General features: G+C 71.9%; 12 protein-coding genes. 4 read left to right on the top strand and 8 right to left on the bottom strand.

The features are described 5' to 3' along the window. Nucleotides 1–115 precede the first annotated feature (115 nt). Together AB0A97_RS11035 and AB0A97_RS11030 are read left to right on the top strand one after the other, a co-directional pair. Entirely contained in the window at nt 116–5,413 is a 5,298-nt protein-coding gene (locus AB0A97_RS11035) for a caspase family protein (protein WP_361147668.1), read from the top strand. Continuing rightward, nucleotides 5,410–6,294: a hypothetical protein gene (locus AB0A97_RS11030; RefSeq protein ID WP_361147666.1), complete on the top strand. Its 885-nt coding sequence runs from the start codon at nt 5,410–5,412 to the stop codon at nt 6,292–6,294. The genes AB0A97_RS11035 and AB0A97_RS11030 overlap by 4 nt, the downstream gene beginning before the upstream one ends. 22 nt (nt 6,295–6,316) lie before the next feature. Here AB0A97_RS11030 and AB0A97_RS11025 read toward each other — a convergent pair whose 3' ends face one another. Further along, nucleotides 6,317–8,656: an FUSC family protein gene (locus AB0A97_RS11025; protein ID WP_361147664.1), complete on the bottom strand. Its 2,340-nt coding sequence runs from the start codon at nt 8,654–8,656 to the stop codon at nt 6,317–6,319. Nucleotides 8,657–8,982: 326 nt separating this feature from the next. Here AB0A97_RS11025 and AB0A97_RS11020 point away from each other — a divergent pair, with 326 nt between their 5' ends. Further along, nucleotides 8,983–9,243, top strand: coding sequence for a hypothetical protein (locus AB0A97_RS11020; RefSeq protein ID WP_361147662.1), 261 nt, complete (start codon nt 8,983–8,985; stop codon nt 9,241–9,243). On the opposite strand, the gene AB0A97_RS11015 is transcribed toward AB0A97_RS11020, so the two are convergent. Continuing rightward, on the bottom strand, nt 9,213–10,274 hold the full coding sequence (locus AB0A97_RS11015) for an ATP-dependent DNA ligase (RefSeq protein WP_361147660.1): 1,062 nt from the start codon (nt 10,272–10,274) through the stop codon (nt 9,213–9,215). The genes AB0A97_RS11020 and AB0A97_RS11015 overlap by 31 nt on opposite strands. A gap of 88 nt (nt 10,275–10,362) precedes the next feature. On the opposite strand from AB0A97_RS11015, the gene ligD reads away from it, so the two are divergent. Further along, the gene (ligD, locus tag AB0A97_RS11010) at nt 10,363–11,367 is read left to right on the top strand and encodes a non-homologous end-joining DNA ligase (protein ID WP_361147658.1); all 1,005 of its coding nucleotides are present in this window, start codon (nt 10,363–10,365) and stop codon (nt 11,365–11,367) included. A 29-nt stretch (nt 11,368–11,396) separates the two neighbouring features. On the opposite strand, the gene AB0A97_RS11005 is transcribed toward ligD, so the two are convergent. The 6 genes from AB0A97_RS11005 to AB0A97_RS10980 all read right to left on the bottom strand — a co-directional run bounded on the left by AB0A97_RS11005 (nt 11,397) and on the right by AB0A97_RS10980 (nt 15,149). After that, nucleotides 11,397–12,113 (bottom strand): hypothetical protein, encoded by a 717-nt coding sequence (locus AB0A97_RS11005; RefSeq protein WP_361147656.1) that lies wholly within the window; start codon nt 12,111–12,113, stop codon nt 11,397–11,399. Then, nucleotides 12,113–12,679, bottom strand: a complete 567-nt coding sequence (locus tag AB0A97_RS11000; protein WP_361147654.1) for a SigE family RNA polymerase sigma factor — start codon at nt 12,677–12,679, stop codon at nt 12,113–12,115. The genes AB0A97_RS11005 and AB0A97_RS11000 overlap by 1 nt, the downstream gene beginning before the upstream one ends. 100 nt (nt 12,680–12,779) lie before the next feature. Next, nucleotides 12,780–12,917, bottom strand: a complete 138-nt coding sequence (locus AB0A97_RS10995) for a hypothetical protein (RefSeq protein ID WP_361147653.1) — start codon at nt 12,915–12,917, stop codon at nt 12,780–12,782. 68 nt (nt 12,918–12,985) lie between these two features. Continuing rightward, nucleotides 12,986–13,591 (bottom strand): hypothetical protein, encoded by a 606-nt coding sequence (locus tag AB0A97_RS10990; protein WP_361147651.1) that lies wholly within the window; start codon nt 13,589–13,591, stop codon nt 12,986–12,988. A gap of 310 nt (nt 13,592–13,901) precedes the next feature. Beyond that, nucleotides 13,902–14,645 (bottom strand): HAD family phosphatase, encoded by a 744-nt coding sequence (locus AB0A97_RS10985; protein ID WP_361147649.1) that lies wholly within the window; start codon nt 14,643–14,645, stop codon nt 13,902–13,904. 24 nt (nt 14,646–14,669) lie between these two features. After that, nucleotides 14,670–15,149 carry an Lrp/AsnC family transcriptional regulator gene (locus AB0A97_RS10980; protein ID WP_031010262.1) on the bottom strand — a complete coding sequence of 160 codons (480 nt, stop codon included), beginning with the start codon at nt 15,147–15,149 and terminating at the stop codon, nt 14,670–14,672. Nucleotides 15,150–15,234: the final 85 nt, after the last annotated feature.

Below are 15,234 nucleotides of genomic sequence, written 5' to 3'. Positions count from 1 at the left end.
GGGGTGCTTGCTGTGAGGCATCCTGGCCGTTCCGTATCGGTGTACCGGGAAAAACGCCGGCGCTAGTGTTCACACCCGGGCCGGCACGGCACGTGTGCCGTGGCGGGCCGGCCGGATGCAGGTACGGCGCGCAGGGGACGGCGGTGGGGAAGGCGTGGGGCGGCGATTATTCATCGCACTGGGGAGCGGGCGTTACTGCAACTTGCCCGAGGAGGACCAACTCCCGGCGGTGAGCGCGGACATCGTGGCGATGACGGAGCTGCTGGAAGGCTTCGGGTACCGGCGGGTCCTCGCCGGGCTGGGGGAGTACGACGGTGCCGAACAGATCCGCCGGAAACTGAGCCACTGGTCCAGGGACTGCGAGCTGACGGCCGACGACGTCGTCGTCCTGTACTTCGCCGGCCACGGAGTGGTGGAGGACCGGGGGCGCCACTATCTGCTGTGCTGGGACTCCCGGGACGACGATCTGGCCGCGACGGCACTGGCCACCGAGGACGTGGTGCGCATTCTCTGCCAGGGGCCGCTCCGCCGGCTGCTGGTCGTCCTGGACACCTGCGCGGGCGGGGCCGGAGCGGCGGAGGGCGCCGGGGTCGCGCTGCAGACCATCGCGTACCGGCAGAGCGGTGGTGACGCTTCGACCGGGCTGTGGTTCCTGGCGTCCGCCCGCCGGAAGGACGTCGCCCAGGAGGGGACGTTCGTATCGGCGTTCCGGGCCGCCGTGGACACCACGACCGGCCGTACGGGGCAGCGGCAGCAGTACCTGGACCTCACCGAACTGGTCAAGGCGGTCAACGAGCGCCTCGACGCCGACGGCCGGGGTCAGCGCGCGGAGCTGGCGAGCGGGCTGGTCACCGGACTGGCACCGTTCCTCCCGAACAGCGGCTTCCGTGAGGACCTGCCGCCGGTCGGCACGGACCTGGAGGTCCAGCGCCGAGTGGCCAGCCGCGATCTCACGGAACACTTCGGCCCCCGCTCGCGGGGCGTCGAGTTCGAGTCGGAGCAGGGGATCTACTTCAGTGGCCGGGTCCGCGTCCTGTCGCACCTGGTGCGGTGGCTCACCGCAGCCGACGGAGACGGGCGTGGACGGGTCGTCACGGGGAGCCCGGGGTGCGGCAAGTCCGCGGTGCTGGGCAGGGTGGTCGCCCTGTCCGACAGCCTCTACCGCGATCGGCTCGACCTCTCGGGCGTCGACCCGGCGACGATCGTCCCCGAAGGGTGCGTCACGGCCGCCGTGCACGCGCGGCACAAGCGGCTGGAAGAGGTCGTCGAGAGGATCGCCCAGACCCTGGGGGCGGAATACGGCGGAACGGCGGCCCTCCTCCAGGAACTCACCCGGCGGGGACGGCGGGGCGCGCCGGTCGTCATCGTGGTCGATGCCGTGGACGAGGCCGGCTCGGACACCGCGGCGGACGCCGGCGGACACGGCGAACCACGCCGGATCACCCGGGAACTGCTGCGGCCCATGTCGGAGATCCCCGGCGTACGGCTGCTCGTGGGCACCCGCCACGAGCTGGTCACCAGCCTGGGCCCCACCTTCACCGTGCTCGACCTGGACGACCCCACCTACCGGGCCGACGAGAACGACGTGACCGGCTATGTGACGAAGGTGCTGCTGGCCGCCGAGGAGCCCGGGGTGCCGACGCCGTACCGCGAGCGGCAGGAGCTGGCCCGTACCGTCGCCCGTGAGGTGGCGAGCCGGGCCGCCGGCGTCTACCTCTACGCGCGGACCACCGCCCGGACCCTGCGCTCCGACAGTGCCGCGGTGGACGTGTCGAAACCGGGCTGGGCCGACGACCTGCCCAGCGAGATCGGCGAGGCCTTCGACGACTACCTCGCACGCTTCGGCCCCGACGAACCCCGGGTCCGGCGGATGCTGCTGTCGTTGGCCTTCTCCGAAGGGAAGGGGCTGCCCCGCGGGCACATCTGGACGACGCTCACCTCCGTCATCTCGGGCGCGCCCTGCACCGAGGAGGACATCGCGTGGGTGCTCGACGTGGCCGAGGCGTACATCGCGGAGGTGACGGACGACGACCGCCGCTCGGCCTACCGCCTCTACCACAAGGCGCTGGCCGAGCACCTGAGGAGGACCGCCGACCGGTCTCCGGAGGAGATTCAGAGGGCGGTCGTCGATGCTCTGACCGCTACGGTGCCCCGGTCGCCCGACGGGACCTCGCCGGACTGGTTCGCGGCCCCGCCGTACGTGCGGCAGCATCTGGCCACGCATGCGGAGGCTGCCGGACGTCTCGTCGGGCTGATCAACGACCCCGGCTTCCTGCTGGCCAGTGAGTCGCTGGCGCTGCTGCGTGCCCTGGCGTCCGTGTCGGTGGACGAGGCGGCGGACGGTCCGCGTCGCATCCGCAGTTCCTACGAGCAGATCGCCCACCGGATGACGCCCGGCCGAGCACTGAGCCACCGCGCCGCCGACCTCCAGTTGTCGGCACGGCGCTGCGGGGCGGACGGACTCGCCGAACGTATCGACGGCCTCGGCGTGGCACTGCCGTGGTCGGCGCGGTGGGCCTGGTGGTCGACCAGTGGGGCGCACCGGCTGCTCAACGGGCATACGGCATGGGTCGGCTCGGTGGCCGTCGGCGCTCTCGACGGACGTCCCGTCGCGGTGACGGGCGGGCGTGGCAACGACCGAACGGCCCGGGTGTGGGACCTGACCACACAGCAGCAGATCGGCGAGCCGCTCGTAGTCGGCATCGGCGTCAGCGCGGTCGCGATCGGCGACATCGGTGACTACACGGTCGCCCTGACCGGAGGGGTGGACGGTAGCGTACGGATCTGGGACCTCTCGGCAGGACAGGAGTACGGAACGGGGCTGGCGGGTCACACCAACACCGTCATGGACATCGCGATCGGTGGCCTCGACGGATCCCCGGTAGCTCTGACGGCGAGCGCGGACGGCACCGCGCGTCTGTGGGACCTGACGAACAGACGCCAGCTGGGACGGAACATGACAGCGCACAAACGCACCGTCCACTCCGCTGCGCTCGGGGAGATCGACGGCCGTCCCTTTGCCGTCACCGGGGGCGCCGACAAGCGGGCCTACGTCTGGGACCTCACGGGCTTGCTGAGCGGCGCCGAGCCGGAGCCTGACGGTGCCTGGCTCACCGGCCACACCGATGGCGTCACTGCCGTGGCTACGGGGCGGCGGGAGGGACGCGCGGTGGCGCTGCTCGGCGACAACAGCGGCATGGTCTCCCTGTGGGACCTGGCGGAACGTCGGCAGATCGGGGAGCCCGTGGCGGCCCATGTGGACTTCTTGCGCGGCGGTGTCACCTCGGTCGCGATCGGTGTGCTCAACGGCGATCCGGTGGCGCTCACCAGCGGCAAGGACGAGGCCAAGCTCTGGGACCTGCGTACCCTGCGGCAGCTCGCCCACCCCTTGCGGGGGCACGTCGGTCAGATCACGGACAGCGCCCTGGCCGACCGCCCTGACGGTCCGATGGCGGTGACGGTGGGCATGGACCGCATGGCCCGTATCTGGGATCTGACGGCGGACCGGCCAGCCGGCAACCACACACGCCGGGTACAGGCACTGGCCTTCACCGAGCACTGCGGCCGGCCGTTGGTGATGACCGGCAGTGAGGACGGCACGGCCCGGGTGTGGGACCTGCGCACCCGGGACCAGGTGGGCCGGCCGATGGAAGGCCATGCGGGCACCGTGGACTCGGTGGCGCTGGGATCGCTGGACGGCCGGGTGCTCGCCGTGACGGGCGGGTCCGACAGCATGATATGGCTGTGGGACGCGTTGCGGGGCGCCCCGCTGGGCTCGCCACTCGAAGGGCACACCAACAGCGTGAACTGCCTTGCCCTGGCCACGGTGGCGCGCCGGACCGTCCTGGTCAGCGCCAGCGGCGACGGCACCCTGCGGATCTGGGACGTGGCCACGCACCGGCCGCTGGTTCCGCCGCTCAGTGGCCATATCGGTTCTGTGGTCCGTCTGGCGGTACGGCAGTGCGGCCGCGGGATCGAGATCGCCGTCGCCACCTCGCTCGACCACGCTTACGTGTGGGGGGTCACCGGCGACGGCGGGGATCTGACCGCGACCCTGCGGCACCATCTCAGCGTCGAGGACTGGAAGCGTACGGCGCGGACCGTCGGTGTGGCCTTCTTCGGAGCCCGGCCCGTGGTGATGTCCACGCACGAGGGAAACACGGTCCACCTGCACGACATCAGCTCGGGCATGCTGGTCGGCAGCCCTTTCACGGGGCATGTGAGCATGGTGTGGTCGGCCGTACTGGGGCGCCTCGGCACGCGCGATGTCGTGGCTTCCATGAGCTCCGACAACACTGTCCGGATCTGGGACCCGGAGGCCGGCAGCCCCCTGGGGGCGCCACTCGCCGGCCAAGTGGCGGCCCCCGTAGGCCGGTTGCCCACCGGCCTCGTCTTCGGCCGTGTCAGGGGCGGAACGATGGGAATCACCGCCTTCTTCCGCGAGGTACGGGTGTGGGACCTGACCACCATGCAACCGGTGGGCGAGCCGCTGTGCGGTGGCGACATGGGGCTCGCGGCGGTGTCCATCGCGGAGATCTCCCGCGGACGCACCGTGGTCACAGGCGCCCGTAACGGGACGGTACGTGTACACGCCGTGGGGGACGGCCGGGGCACCGCTCCGCACCTTGCTTCCGCCCGCACCCTGTGGTCCATGGTGACCAGCGGTGTGGACGACGAATGCCTCCTGGCCAAGTGCGGCTTCTCGGCCTTGGAGGTCTGGAACATGAGCCGTCGGGAGTTGCTGTGGGAACAACCGGGGCACTGGGAACTGACGCGCATCCACCGGCTCGCCGACCGTGTGCTGATCCTGGCCGTCTCTGCCGAGGACTGGTCCATCCACGTCTGGGACCTGATCACCAAGGCGCCCGCGTGTCCCCCCATGCTCGGCCACAGCGCACGCATCCAGAACATGCGGACTGCCACGCTGTGCGGACACGAACTCGCCGCCAGTGCCTCGCTCGACGGTACGGTCCGCCTGTGGGACCTCCGTACGGGCGAGCCGTTCGGGGCGTCGCTGGACGACCACCCGTCGGGAGCGTACGACGTGGACCTCGGTCTGATCGGCGGGCGCGGCGTCGTGCTGACCGGCGCGGGCGACGGGCGACTGCGGATGTGGGAACACGCCACCGGTCACGCGTTGCCGGTCGGCATCGACCGTTCCCCGTCCCCGCTCACCACCGTACGGCTGTCCATCTTCCACGACCGGCCCACCGCCCTCGTGGCCGACAGTTACGGTCTGGTGCGGGTCTGGGACCTGGGGACCGCCGACTGCTTCGCCGAAGCCGACCTGGGAGGCGATATCAACGACGTGGCCATGACCGACGACGGGCAGGTGTTCTTCGCCACCGACATGGGCCTGGCCGCCCTGTCCTTCCGCCGGGCGACGGACCGCCTGCCGGAGGAACGCCCATGACCCGCATAGTCCTGGTGCACGGCATCGGCCAGCAGTTCGGCGGTGGGCACTCGCTGGCCGAGAGCTGGTACCCCTGCCTTGCCGACGGCCTCGCCCTCAACGGCGCCCGGGTGGACCGGGCGGACGTGACCATGGCGTTCTACGGGGACCTCTTCCGCCCCGCCGGGCACCGTGGTGTCGGCGTGCCGGACCTGGACGCCTCCGACGTCACCGACGACCTGGAGCGCGCGATGCTGCTGGCGTGGTGGGAGCAGGCCGCCCGCCAGGAGGCAGGTGTCGAGGGGCCGGGCGACCGTACGCGGCTGAGGACCCCGTACGTCGTCCAGCGGGCCCTGAACGCCCTCAGCCACTCGACCTTCTTCGCCGGGCTGAGCGAACGGCTGATGATTCTCAGCGTCCGTCAGGTGCGGAGCTACCTCACGGATCCGGCGGTACGGCGGCAGGTGCAGAGCCGGATGACCGCGGCGGTGACCGACCGGACCCGGGTGATCGTGGCCCATTCGCTCGGCTCGGTCGTGGCGTACGAATGGCTGTGCGCTCACCCTGAGCGGCGTGACCTCGCCCTCGTGACCTTGGGCTCGCCGCTCGCCGTCCGGAACATCGTCTTCGACCGGCTGCGGCCCGCTCCGGCGGAAGGGCGTGCTGCCTGGCCGGCGGGCGTGAGCACCTGGTGCAACATCGCCGACCGCGGTGATGTCGTCGCCCTGGTGAAGACCCTGGCACCGGCCTTCGGCGACCGGATCGAGGACCGGCTGGTCCACAACGGCGCCAAGGCGCACGACGTCAGGCCGTACCTGACGGCGCGGGAAACCGGTGAGGCCGTCGGCTCCGGCCTGGAAGGCGGAGCCGACGGCCTGCCGGGGGACTCCGGGCACCGCTGACCCGGCAGACCGCCCCGCGACTTCAGGTCCGCGCGGACTCGGCGCCCCGGCGGTCGCTGTTCTTGCCCTTCGGCTCCGGTCGTCCTGCCACCGGTACGCCCAGGGGGCGGGCGAGGCCGGAGACGCCCTCGTCGAGGCGCTGGAGGTGGCGCAGGACGCGGTAGGTCACCGTGCCGGGGTTCGGGGCGCCCGAGCCGTCGGATTCGAGGAGGGAGACGATGGTGGCGCCGGAGCTGACCTGGGCGTCGGTCGTGTCGCCGCGTACGTGGGCGGTGATGGTCTCGATGTTGTGGGCGATGCGCCGGCCGACGCGTTCCAGACGGGGGTCGGCGGCGATCGTCTTGCTGTAGGGGAGCAGTTCGGCGGTGGCCGCCAGGGAGCGGGCGTGGTAGGCGCTGGTCTCCAGGAGGGCGACGAGGTAGCGGACGGTCTGGCGGCGTACGCGCAGCGGGCTGATCGGGTGGGTCAGCGGACGGGTGGAGGCGCGCAGTTCGTCCAGGGCGGTGTCCAGGTCGCGGGAGAGGCCCAGCAGGTCGGTGGCGGGGCCGCCGCTGAGCTGGTCGACGGAGGCGGAGACGACCTCGTCGAGTTTGGTCAGGACGGTGCCGAGGAGGTCGTCGGTGCGCCGGTCGGTGTGGACCGGCAGGACCACGGCGGCGGCGATGATGCCGCAGGCGGCGCCGAGGGCGGTCTCCTCGACGCGCAGAATGAGGACGTCGAGGCTGTAGGTGTTCAGGAGGGTGTAGAGCAGGCCGAGCATCGCCGTGACGAAGAAGGACATCAGGGCGTAGGAGAGGGGCGCCGTGAAGAACATGGCGAACACGAAGAGGAGGATGAGCGCGAACGCCGTCCAGGTGTGGTTGCCGACCAGGCCGGCGAGCCCGACCCCGGCGACCACGCCGAGGACCGTACCGAGCAGCCGCCGGTAGCCCTTGATGATGATCTCGCCCGTCGAGGCGGTGTTGAGGAAGACGACCCAGCAGGTCAGCACGGCCCAGTACCAGCGCTGGGCGGACAGGAACTCGCCGCCGACGATGGCGAGCGTGGAGCCCACCGCGATCTGGAACGCGGCCCGGGTGGTGGGACGCTGGAGCCCCCCGCGGTCGTCCTCCTCGGGCTCCTCCGCGCCGCCGGCCAGCGCGATGTCCTCGGCGTCGAACTCCTCACGGGAACGGGTCGTGGCGGGGGTGTCGTCGGACTCGTCCTGCGGCCCGTCCAGCGCGAGCCGCAGCCCCAGTACGGAACGGGCGGCCTCACCGATGCCGCGGAACACGTCCTGGACGGCGATCGAGGCACGCGGCAGGTTGTCCTCGTCGCGGTAGCCGAGCAGCCGGTTGCGTACGTGGGCGACGGCCGTGCCCGGCTGGTCGGACGCTCCCCGGGACACCAGCAGGTGCAGGGCGTTGAGGTCACGGCGCAGCGTGACGGTCGCGGCGTCCTCGGCCGGCATCTTCGCCGTGGGCAGCGGTGCCTGCGGCAGGTGGAGGGTGAGGGTGTCCGCGCTCTCGGCGGTGCGCGCGTTGAGCAGCAGGACGCCCAGCCGTTCGGTGGCGATCTCGGCGTCCGCGATGCGGCGTTGCAGCAGCGCGGCACCGGCCGCGTCCCGCGTGCCGTCCTCCAGCCGGCCCTGGATCATCAGCGCCGACTCGTGCAGCCGCGCGGTGTGCCGCCGCAGGTCGTCGAGGACCTTGTCGAGCTGCTCGGGACGGGCGTCCAGCAGCTCGATGTGGGTGGCGACCAGTTGGGCGACCCGGGCCCGGAAGGCGCCGCGCAGCCACCGCAGGATGCGCTGCGGTGTCTCCGGTACGACGGTGAAGCGGACGACGGCGCTGCACGCGAAGGCGACGGCCAGGGTGAGCGCCAGGACGGGCAGGGCGGACACGGTGGCGCCGACGAACAGGGAGACGAAGTAGGTCTGGAAACCGATCAGACCCAGGGCGGTCCCGCGGTCGCCGAAGCGGCGGCAGTAGACGGCGCCGAAGATGAGGGCGACGAAGAAGATGTCGCCCGCGATCACCTGACTGTGCAGCAGCGCGCCGAGGGAGACCGCGGCGAGCGCCGTCGGCAGGCCGAGCGCGAGGGTGAGCGCCTGGCCGCGTACCTGCTTCTCCTTGATGGCGAAGGTGGCGACCATCGCCGTCATGGCGCCCGCGACCAGATGCGTGACGTCGGTGCCGACCACGGCCAGGACGACGAGGGTGAGCGCGATCGCCGCCACCGTCCGCAGTCCCGCCATCAGCCGCAGCAGTCCCGGGTCGGACGCCGCGAATCGGTCCCACACGCCGGTCAGGCTCCGTCGTATCTCTGCCCCCACGCTGCCGTACTCTCCCGTCTCTGCCGTGAACTGCCAACGCTTCAGCATCCCATGACCGGGAATTGGCCGGTGGCGGTTGCGGGTGGGGGGACGGTGTTTGTGGCGGGGTTGTGACGATCCGGGAAAGGTGCGGGGAGAGGCCGACGAGGTCGGGCTCGGCCGCCGTCGCTCACGCGTATTCGGGTGATCGCGCGCTATTTCACGGCCGGCGGGGCCGGTGGAGCTGGTGGGGCCGGGACCAGCGGGTATGGCGCAGTCAGTGGTGGAGAAGGTTTGCCGGCGCTCTTATACCTATGCCGACTCCATGCCGATGTCTCTGTCGGTCTCTACGCCGTTCCTGCGTCTCGTCCAGGGCGAATCCGTTCGTAACGGCAGTGGTCAATGTCCTTGTTTATGCGGCGGTCGGCGCCTGCGCTTATGCGGCGCCCGATGATTACGGTGCGGAGAAGATCGCGGAGTTCGCGGAGCTGATGAGGTTCGTGGAGCTGGTGGAGTTCGCGGAGTATTGCGGGTGGCTCAACACCGTTGCTTTTGCACGGCGGTTCGGCTACGGCTACGGCGAAGGCGGGCTGGCGGGCGGGCAGAACGGCCACAGCGCCGGCGGTCACGCCCCGAGGACCTCGGAGAGGTTGTAACGGACCGGCTCCTCCAGTTGTGCGTACGTGCACGACGCCGGTTCGCGGTCGGGGCGCCAGCGCCGGAACTGGGCGGTGTGCCGGAACCGGTCACCCTGCATGTGGTCGTAGGCGACCTCCAGCACGCGTTCGGGGCGCAGCGGCACCCAGGACAGGTCCTTCTTGCCCGTCCACCGGCTGGGGCCGCCGGGCAGCCGGCCCGCCGCCTGTGCCTCCTCGCTGGTCCACTCCTCCCACGGATGGCCCGCGACGGACTCCATCCGCAGCGGCGCCAGCTCCTCCATCAGCTCCTGACGTCGGCGCATGGGAAAGGCAGCGCACACACCGACGTGCTGGAGGCGGCCTTCCGCGTCGTACAGGCCCAGCAGCAGGGATCCCACGACCGGGCCGCTCTTGTGCGGTCGCAGACCCGCCACGACGCAGTCGGCGGTCCGCTCGTGCTTCGTCTTGACCATCACCCGCCGGCCCGGCCGGTACGGCATCCCGGGCGGTTTCGCGACGATCCCGTCCAGCCCGGCCCCCTCGTACTGCTCGAACCAGTCGCGGGCCACGTCGAGGTCCTCGGTGACCGGCGCGGTGAACACCGGATCGGCGGACCCGCGCAGCGCCGTCTCCAGGGCCTCCCTGCGGTCCCGCTGCGGTACGGGCATCAGCGACTCGTCGCCCAGCGCCAGCAGGTCGAACGCGACGAAGGACGCCGGAGTCACCTCCGCCAGACGGCGTACCCGGGAGTCGGCGGGGTGGACGCGCTCCAGCAGGGCGTCGAAGTCCAGTTGCCCGTCCCGGGCGATGACGATCTCACCGTCCAGCACGCAGCGTGGCGGCAGCTCGGTGCGCAGGGCGTCCACCAGCTCGGGGAAGTAGCGGGTGAGCGGCTTCCCCGAACGGCTGCCCAGCTCGATCTCGGCACCGTCGCGGAAGACGATGGCCCGGAAGCCGTCCCACTTGGCTTCGTACTGTATGCCGGGCGGGATGTCCGGGGCGGCCTTGGCCAGCATCGGCTCCACCGGGGGCATCACGGGAAGATCCATGCGGCGATTGTGCGGCGAGGGGTGCGGCCGGGCAGCGGTACGCGCCCGCCGAGGGGCGGCGGGTGCCCGTACGGCCTAGTTTGGTGGCATGGGAGAGTCGCTGGAGCTGGACGTGGGCGGGCGGACGGTCCGGGTGTCCCATCCGGACAAGGTCTACTTTCCGCAGCGCGGCTTCACCAAGGCCGACGTGGTCCGCTACTACCGGAGCGTCGGCGACGGCGTGCTGCGCGCCCTTCGCGACCGGCCCACCACGCTGGAGCGGTACCCCGACGGCGTGGAGGGAGAATCGTTTTTTCAGAAGCGGGCGCCGAAGAACCTCCCCGACTGGATTCCCACCGGCCGGATCTCCTTCCCCAGCGGCCGGTACGCCGACGAGATCTGCCCCACCGAGCCCGCCGCCGTCCTGTGGGCGGCCAACCTCGGGTGTCTGACCTTCCACCCCTGGCCGGTCCGCCGGAGCGACACCGACCATCCGGACGAGCTGCGCATCGACCTCGACCCGCAGCCGGGCACCGGCTATGCGGACGCGGTACGGGCCGCCCTCGCCCTGCGTGACGTCCTCGACGGCCTCGGCCTCACCGGCTGGCCCAAGACGTCCGGCGGCCGCGGCCTGCACGTCTTCGTGCCCATCGCGCCCGACTGGACCTTCACCCAGGTCCGGCGCTCGGCGATCGCGGTGGCCCGGGAGCTGGAGCGGCGCGATCCCGGGCGGATCACCACCTCCTGGTGGAAGGAGGAGCGCGGCGCCAAGATCTTCGTGGACTACAACCAGACCGCACGGGACCGCACCATCGCCAGCGCCTACTCCGTACGGCCCTTCCCGCACGCGCCGGTCTCCGCGCCCCTGAGCTGGGAGGAACTGACCGACGCCGTACCGGAGGACTTCGACGTCGCCACCATGCCGGCCCGCTTCGCCGCACTGGGCGACCTGCACGCCGCCATGGACCGGCACCCCTGCCGTCTGGAGGCCGCGCTCGAACTCGCCGACCGTGACGAGCGCGAGCACGGGCTCGGAGACCTCCCGTACCCGCCGGAGCATCCGAAGATGAAGGGCGAACCGAAGCGGGTGCAGCCGAGCCGCGCGAAGAAGTGACGCGCGCGGCACGGCTCCGGCGTGTCCCCTCAGAAGGCCCCTCGTACGCGCAGTTCGCCACCGGACGCTCCGTCCGGAGCCCGGGCCGTTGCCGCGTACGTGTCGTCCTTGGCGTCGCGGCCGCCTTCCGCGTGGTTGTACTGGCCTGCGAAGACGTGCCGCCCGGCGGGCACGGTCCGGCCCGGCTTCAGCGTCCACCGGTAGACCAGCACGCCGTCGTGCTCGTCCACGGACACCGTGAAGTCGGCCGAGGGCAGTGTGGCCCAGTGGCCGGTGTCCAGCACGCCGCCGGTCTGCGTGATCCGCAGCTCCACGGTGAGCGTGGTCAGTGGCCGCTCCGTCCGAAGGGTGACGTTGCTCTGCGCCCAGTAGGCGTTGCTGTGCGGATCGACCGAGCCGTCCGACCACAGCGGGCCGTCCTCGGTACGGGGCGGAGGAGCGGGGACGGCAGGCCGGTCCTCTCCGGGCCCGGCGGGACCGGCCGGGCGCGTCGTCACCTTTCCCGGACCGGGAGGCTGCACGACCGTCGCCACCGCGTAACCACCGGCGACGAGCGCCCCCGCCGTCGCGGCGGCCGCGAGGACGACCCGCGGCCACGGTCGGGACGGCGCCCGGCGGCGTGGCTCCGCGCCACTCCCGGAGGAGCCCGCCATGCCGCGCTCCGTCCGCGCGAGCATCCGGGCGCGGTCGGGGCGGTGGGCCCGCGCCGCGCCGCGCAACTGCGCGCGCACGTCGTCGTCCGCCATCACTTCCTCCTCCCCGCGAGGCCGTCCACGGCCCCGGCGTCCAGATGCCGCTGGAGTTCCGCCATGCCCCGGGAGGTCTGGCTCTTGACCGTACCGACCGATATGCCCAAGGCCAGGGCGGTGTCCCGTTCCGACAGGTCGAACGCGTGCCGCAGCACGACGCACGCGCGCTTACGGAACGGCAGCCGCTCCAGCGCCTGCCGGACGTCCACGACGGCAGCCACGTCGGGGCCGTCCGACCCCTCCGAGCGCTGGGACCAGAACAGGGCGACACGGCGCCGCTCGCGCACGGTGCTGCGGATCCGGCCGCGGGCCATGTTGGCCACCACGCCCCGGGCGTAGGCCACCGGGTGGCCCGCGTCGCGCACGCGGTCCCATCGGTGCCACAGGGCGAGCAGCGCGTCCGCCGCCAGGTCGTCGGCGGCGTCCGTCTCGCCGGTGAGCAGATGGGCCAGGCGGGCCAGTTCGGCGTGATGCCGCTCGAAGAAGGCGTGGAACTCCGCCGACGCGTCATCGGTGCCGGGGGCGGCGCCCGCGCTTCTCGGAGGGGCGGCGGACGAGATCATGCCGGTCCTTCGGGCTGCGGCGGTTGCGGCCGGTGACCGGTACGGGGGAAAGGGCTGACCACGGGCGGGCTCTCTCGGTCGGGGACACTCTGTCAGGCCCTCAGTTGCCGCCGGTGCGGGAAAGGTTGCCGTCGGTGTGGGAAAGGCTGCTGCCCGTGTGGGTGAGGCTGCCGCCGGTGGGGAAGGCTGCCGTCGCCTGCCGGACGGTCGTCGGCGTCGTACGGGCGGAGCTCCCCACGGGTGCGTCACGTGGGGAGCCGCGCCGTCAGGCCCGGGTCCGGGCCGCGGCGTGCCCGGCGTCCGGAGCTACTTGCACGCGGCCGCCGCCCGTACGGGGGAGGGCCGGGCGGCGGGGGAGAGGCGGTTCACGAACCGCAGCCGCTCCACCGGGTACGCCTTCGGGTACTTCCGGTTGATGATGTCCAGGTTGTCCGCGAGCCGCACGTCCGCGGTGATCAGGGAGAGGCGCAGCATCTTGTTGGTCTGACCGACCACCTGCGTGTCCTTGGCCTCCAGGTTCTGCCCCGTCGCGGCGGCCCGGGCCCGCAGTTCGCCGAGCACGGCGGTGCTCGCGTAGGTGCCGCTCTTCTTTCCCGACCGGTTCTTCAGGAAGGTGTTGAGCCAGGCACGCTCCTGGTTGCCGCCCGCGCCGAACTCACTGTTCACCTGCGGCACGATGCACGGCCGCCGCTTTCCCAGGGCGGTGTCGAGCCGGTTCAGGTACGCCGTGGACTGTTTCGCGTGGATCAGCACCCCGGTGTCCAGCGAGACGTACTCCTTCGGGGCCCGGGGGGAGGTGCGGGACTGCTCCGGGGGCGTGGCGGCGGGTGCGGCTGCCGCGGACACCGCGGTCGCCGTCACGGCCAGGCAGACGGCTGTCAGGGACTTCGTTCCGGGCGCTGTGCGACGCATGTCTTTCCTGCCTGCTGTCGGGGTGGGCGGACCGGCTACGTCCCGTGTGTTCCGGGGACGTGGCGGGCGAGGGTGGCAGGAAAGGGGTGCCCGGGGGGCAAGCCCTCAGCGTGAGGGGGCGGCAATGTCGCACGAACCGGTGAACACGGCGCGGGGCGCACCACCTGCGGCCGACGCGGCCCCGTACGGGTGCGGGACCGGTTCTCCAGCCTCCGCAGAGCGTTTTTCCCAAGCTGGGAAAAGCGCTGGTACGTGCTGGTACGCGGACCGGCTGCACTGCTGCACCTGGCGGAGCGCACGCTTCGTGCGGCTAGCGCTCGTCCCCGCGATCCCGTCGGCCCTCGTTCCCGTCCTTCGTGACCCACCGGTACGCGGCCTCCGCCGTGAATTCCTTCTGCCCGCCCGGCAGGAACAGCCCGGCGCTGCCGAACGCCGGGTCCGCCACCGTCTCCGGTACGTACGGGACCGCCACGCACCGCATCCCCGCCCGCCGTGCCGCCTCGGCGCCGGGCGGCGCGTCCTCCAGTACGACGCAGGTCTCCGGCGCTGCGCCCAGCCGTCGTGCCGCCTCCAGGAAGACGTCGGGCGCGGGCTTGCCCTGCGCGACCTCTTCGGCGGAGACGAGAACCGGCAGCCACGCGTCCAGACCGGTGGCCGCGAGAACCGTCTCGATCGCGGACCGCGAGGAGCCGGAGGCCACCGCCAGCGGGTGCCCGGCCGTGTGCAACCGTTCCACGAACGCCCGCATCTCGGGGAAGACCTCGGTGTGCGCCCGTGCCAGTTCGAGGTAGGCGCGGTTCTTGCCGGCCAGCAGCTCGTCGAGGGGCGCGTCGATGCCGTACTCCCGCTTGAGCGTCTCCAGGGTCTCGCGGGTGCCGATGCCGATGAAGCGGGTGTGGTCTTCCCAGGTGAAGTCGGTGACGCCGTACCGGGCGAGGACCCCGCGTCCCGCCTCGTAGTAGTTCGGCTCGCTGTCCACGAGCGTGCCGTCCAGGTCGAAGATGACGGGCGCGGGGGAAGCGGCGGGACGGGTGGCGTCGGCGGAAATGCTCATGGGCCCAGCATGCCAAGGCGCGTGTCAGCGTGGCCCGGTGGCCCCGCCCACCGCTTCGACCAGCGGCAGCATCCGGTGCGCCACCCGTTCCCGCAGGGCCACCTCGGTCCGCGTACGGACCACACCCGACATCTTGATCAGCCGCTGGATCACGTCCTCCAGGTGCGCCGCGTCCCGAGCGACGACCCGGGTGATCAGGTCCCCGCCGCCGGTCGTGGAGAACGCCTCGATGATCTCCGGCACCTCGGCCAGTTCCTCGGCGACGTCTTCCAGATGCCCCTGGGTGACCTCGATGTGCACGAAGGCGAGGACGGGATGGCCGAGCGCGGCGGGCGAGAGGCGGGGCCCGTACGCGGTGATCACCCCGTCCCGCTCCAGCCGGTCCAGGCGCGCTTGTACGGTGCCCCGGGCGATGCCGAGGATACGGGCGTACTCCCGCACGCTGGTGCGCGGCTGTTCCAGCAGCAGCCGCAGGATCTTCGCGTCGAGCGTGTCCACGGCCATGGGCCAACGGCCTCCTCGGGAGCGGTGCGGGGCCCGACGACTGTACCAACGGTCCACTTGTCGATGCGTACGACGGCCGGTGGCC

This window comes from Streptomyces sp. NPDC045470 (assembly GCF_040646595.1).
In the GTDB taxonomy this organism is placed as follows: Bacteria; Actinomycetota; Actinomycetes; order Streptomycetales; family Streptomycetaceae; genus Streptomyces.
This window is presented reverse-complemented; position numbering and strand designations above follow the sequence as displayed.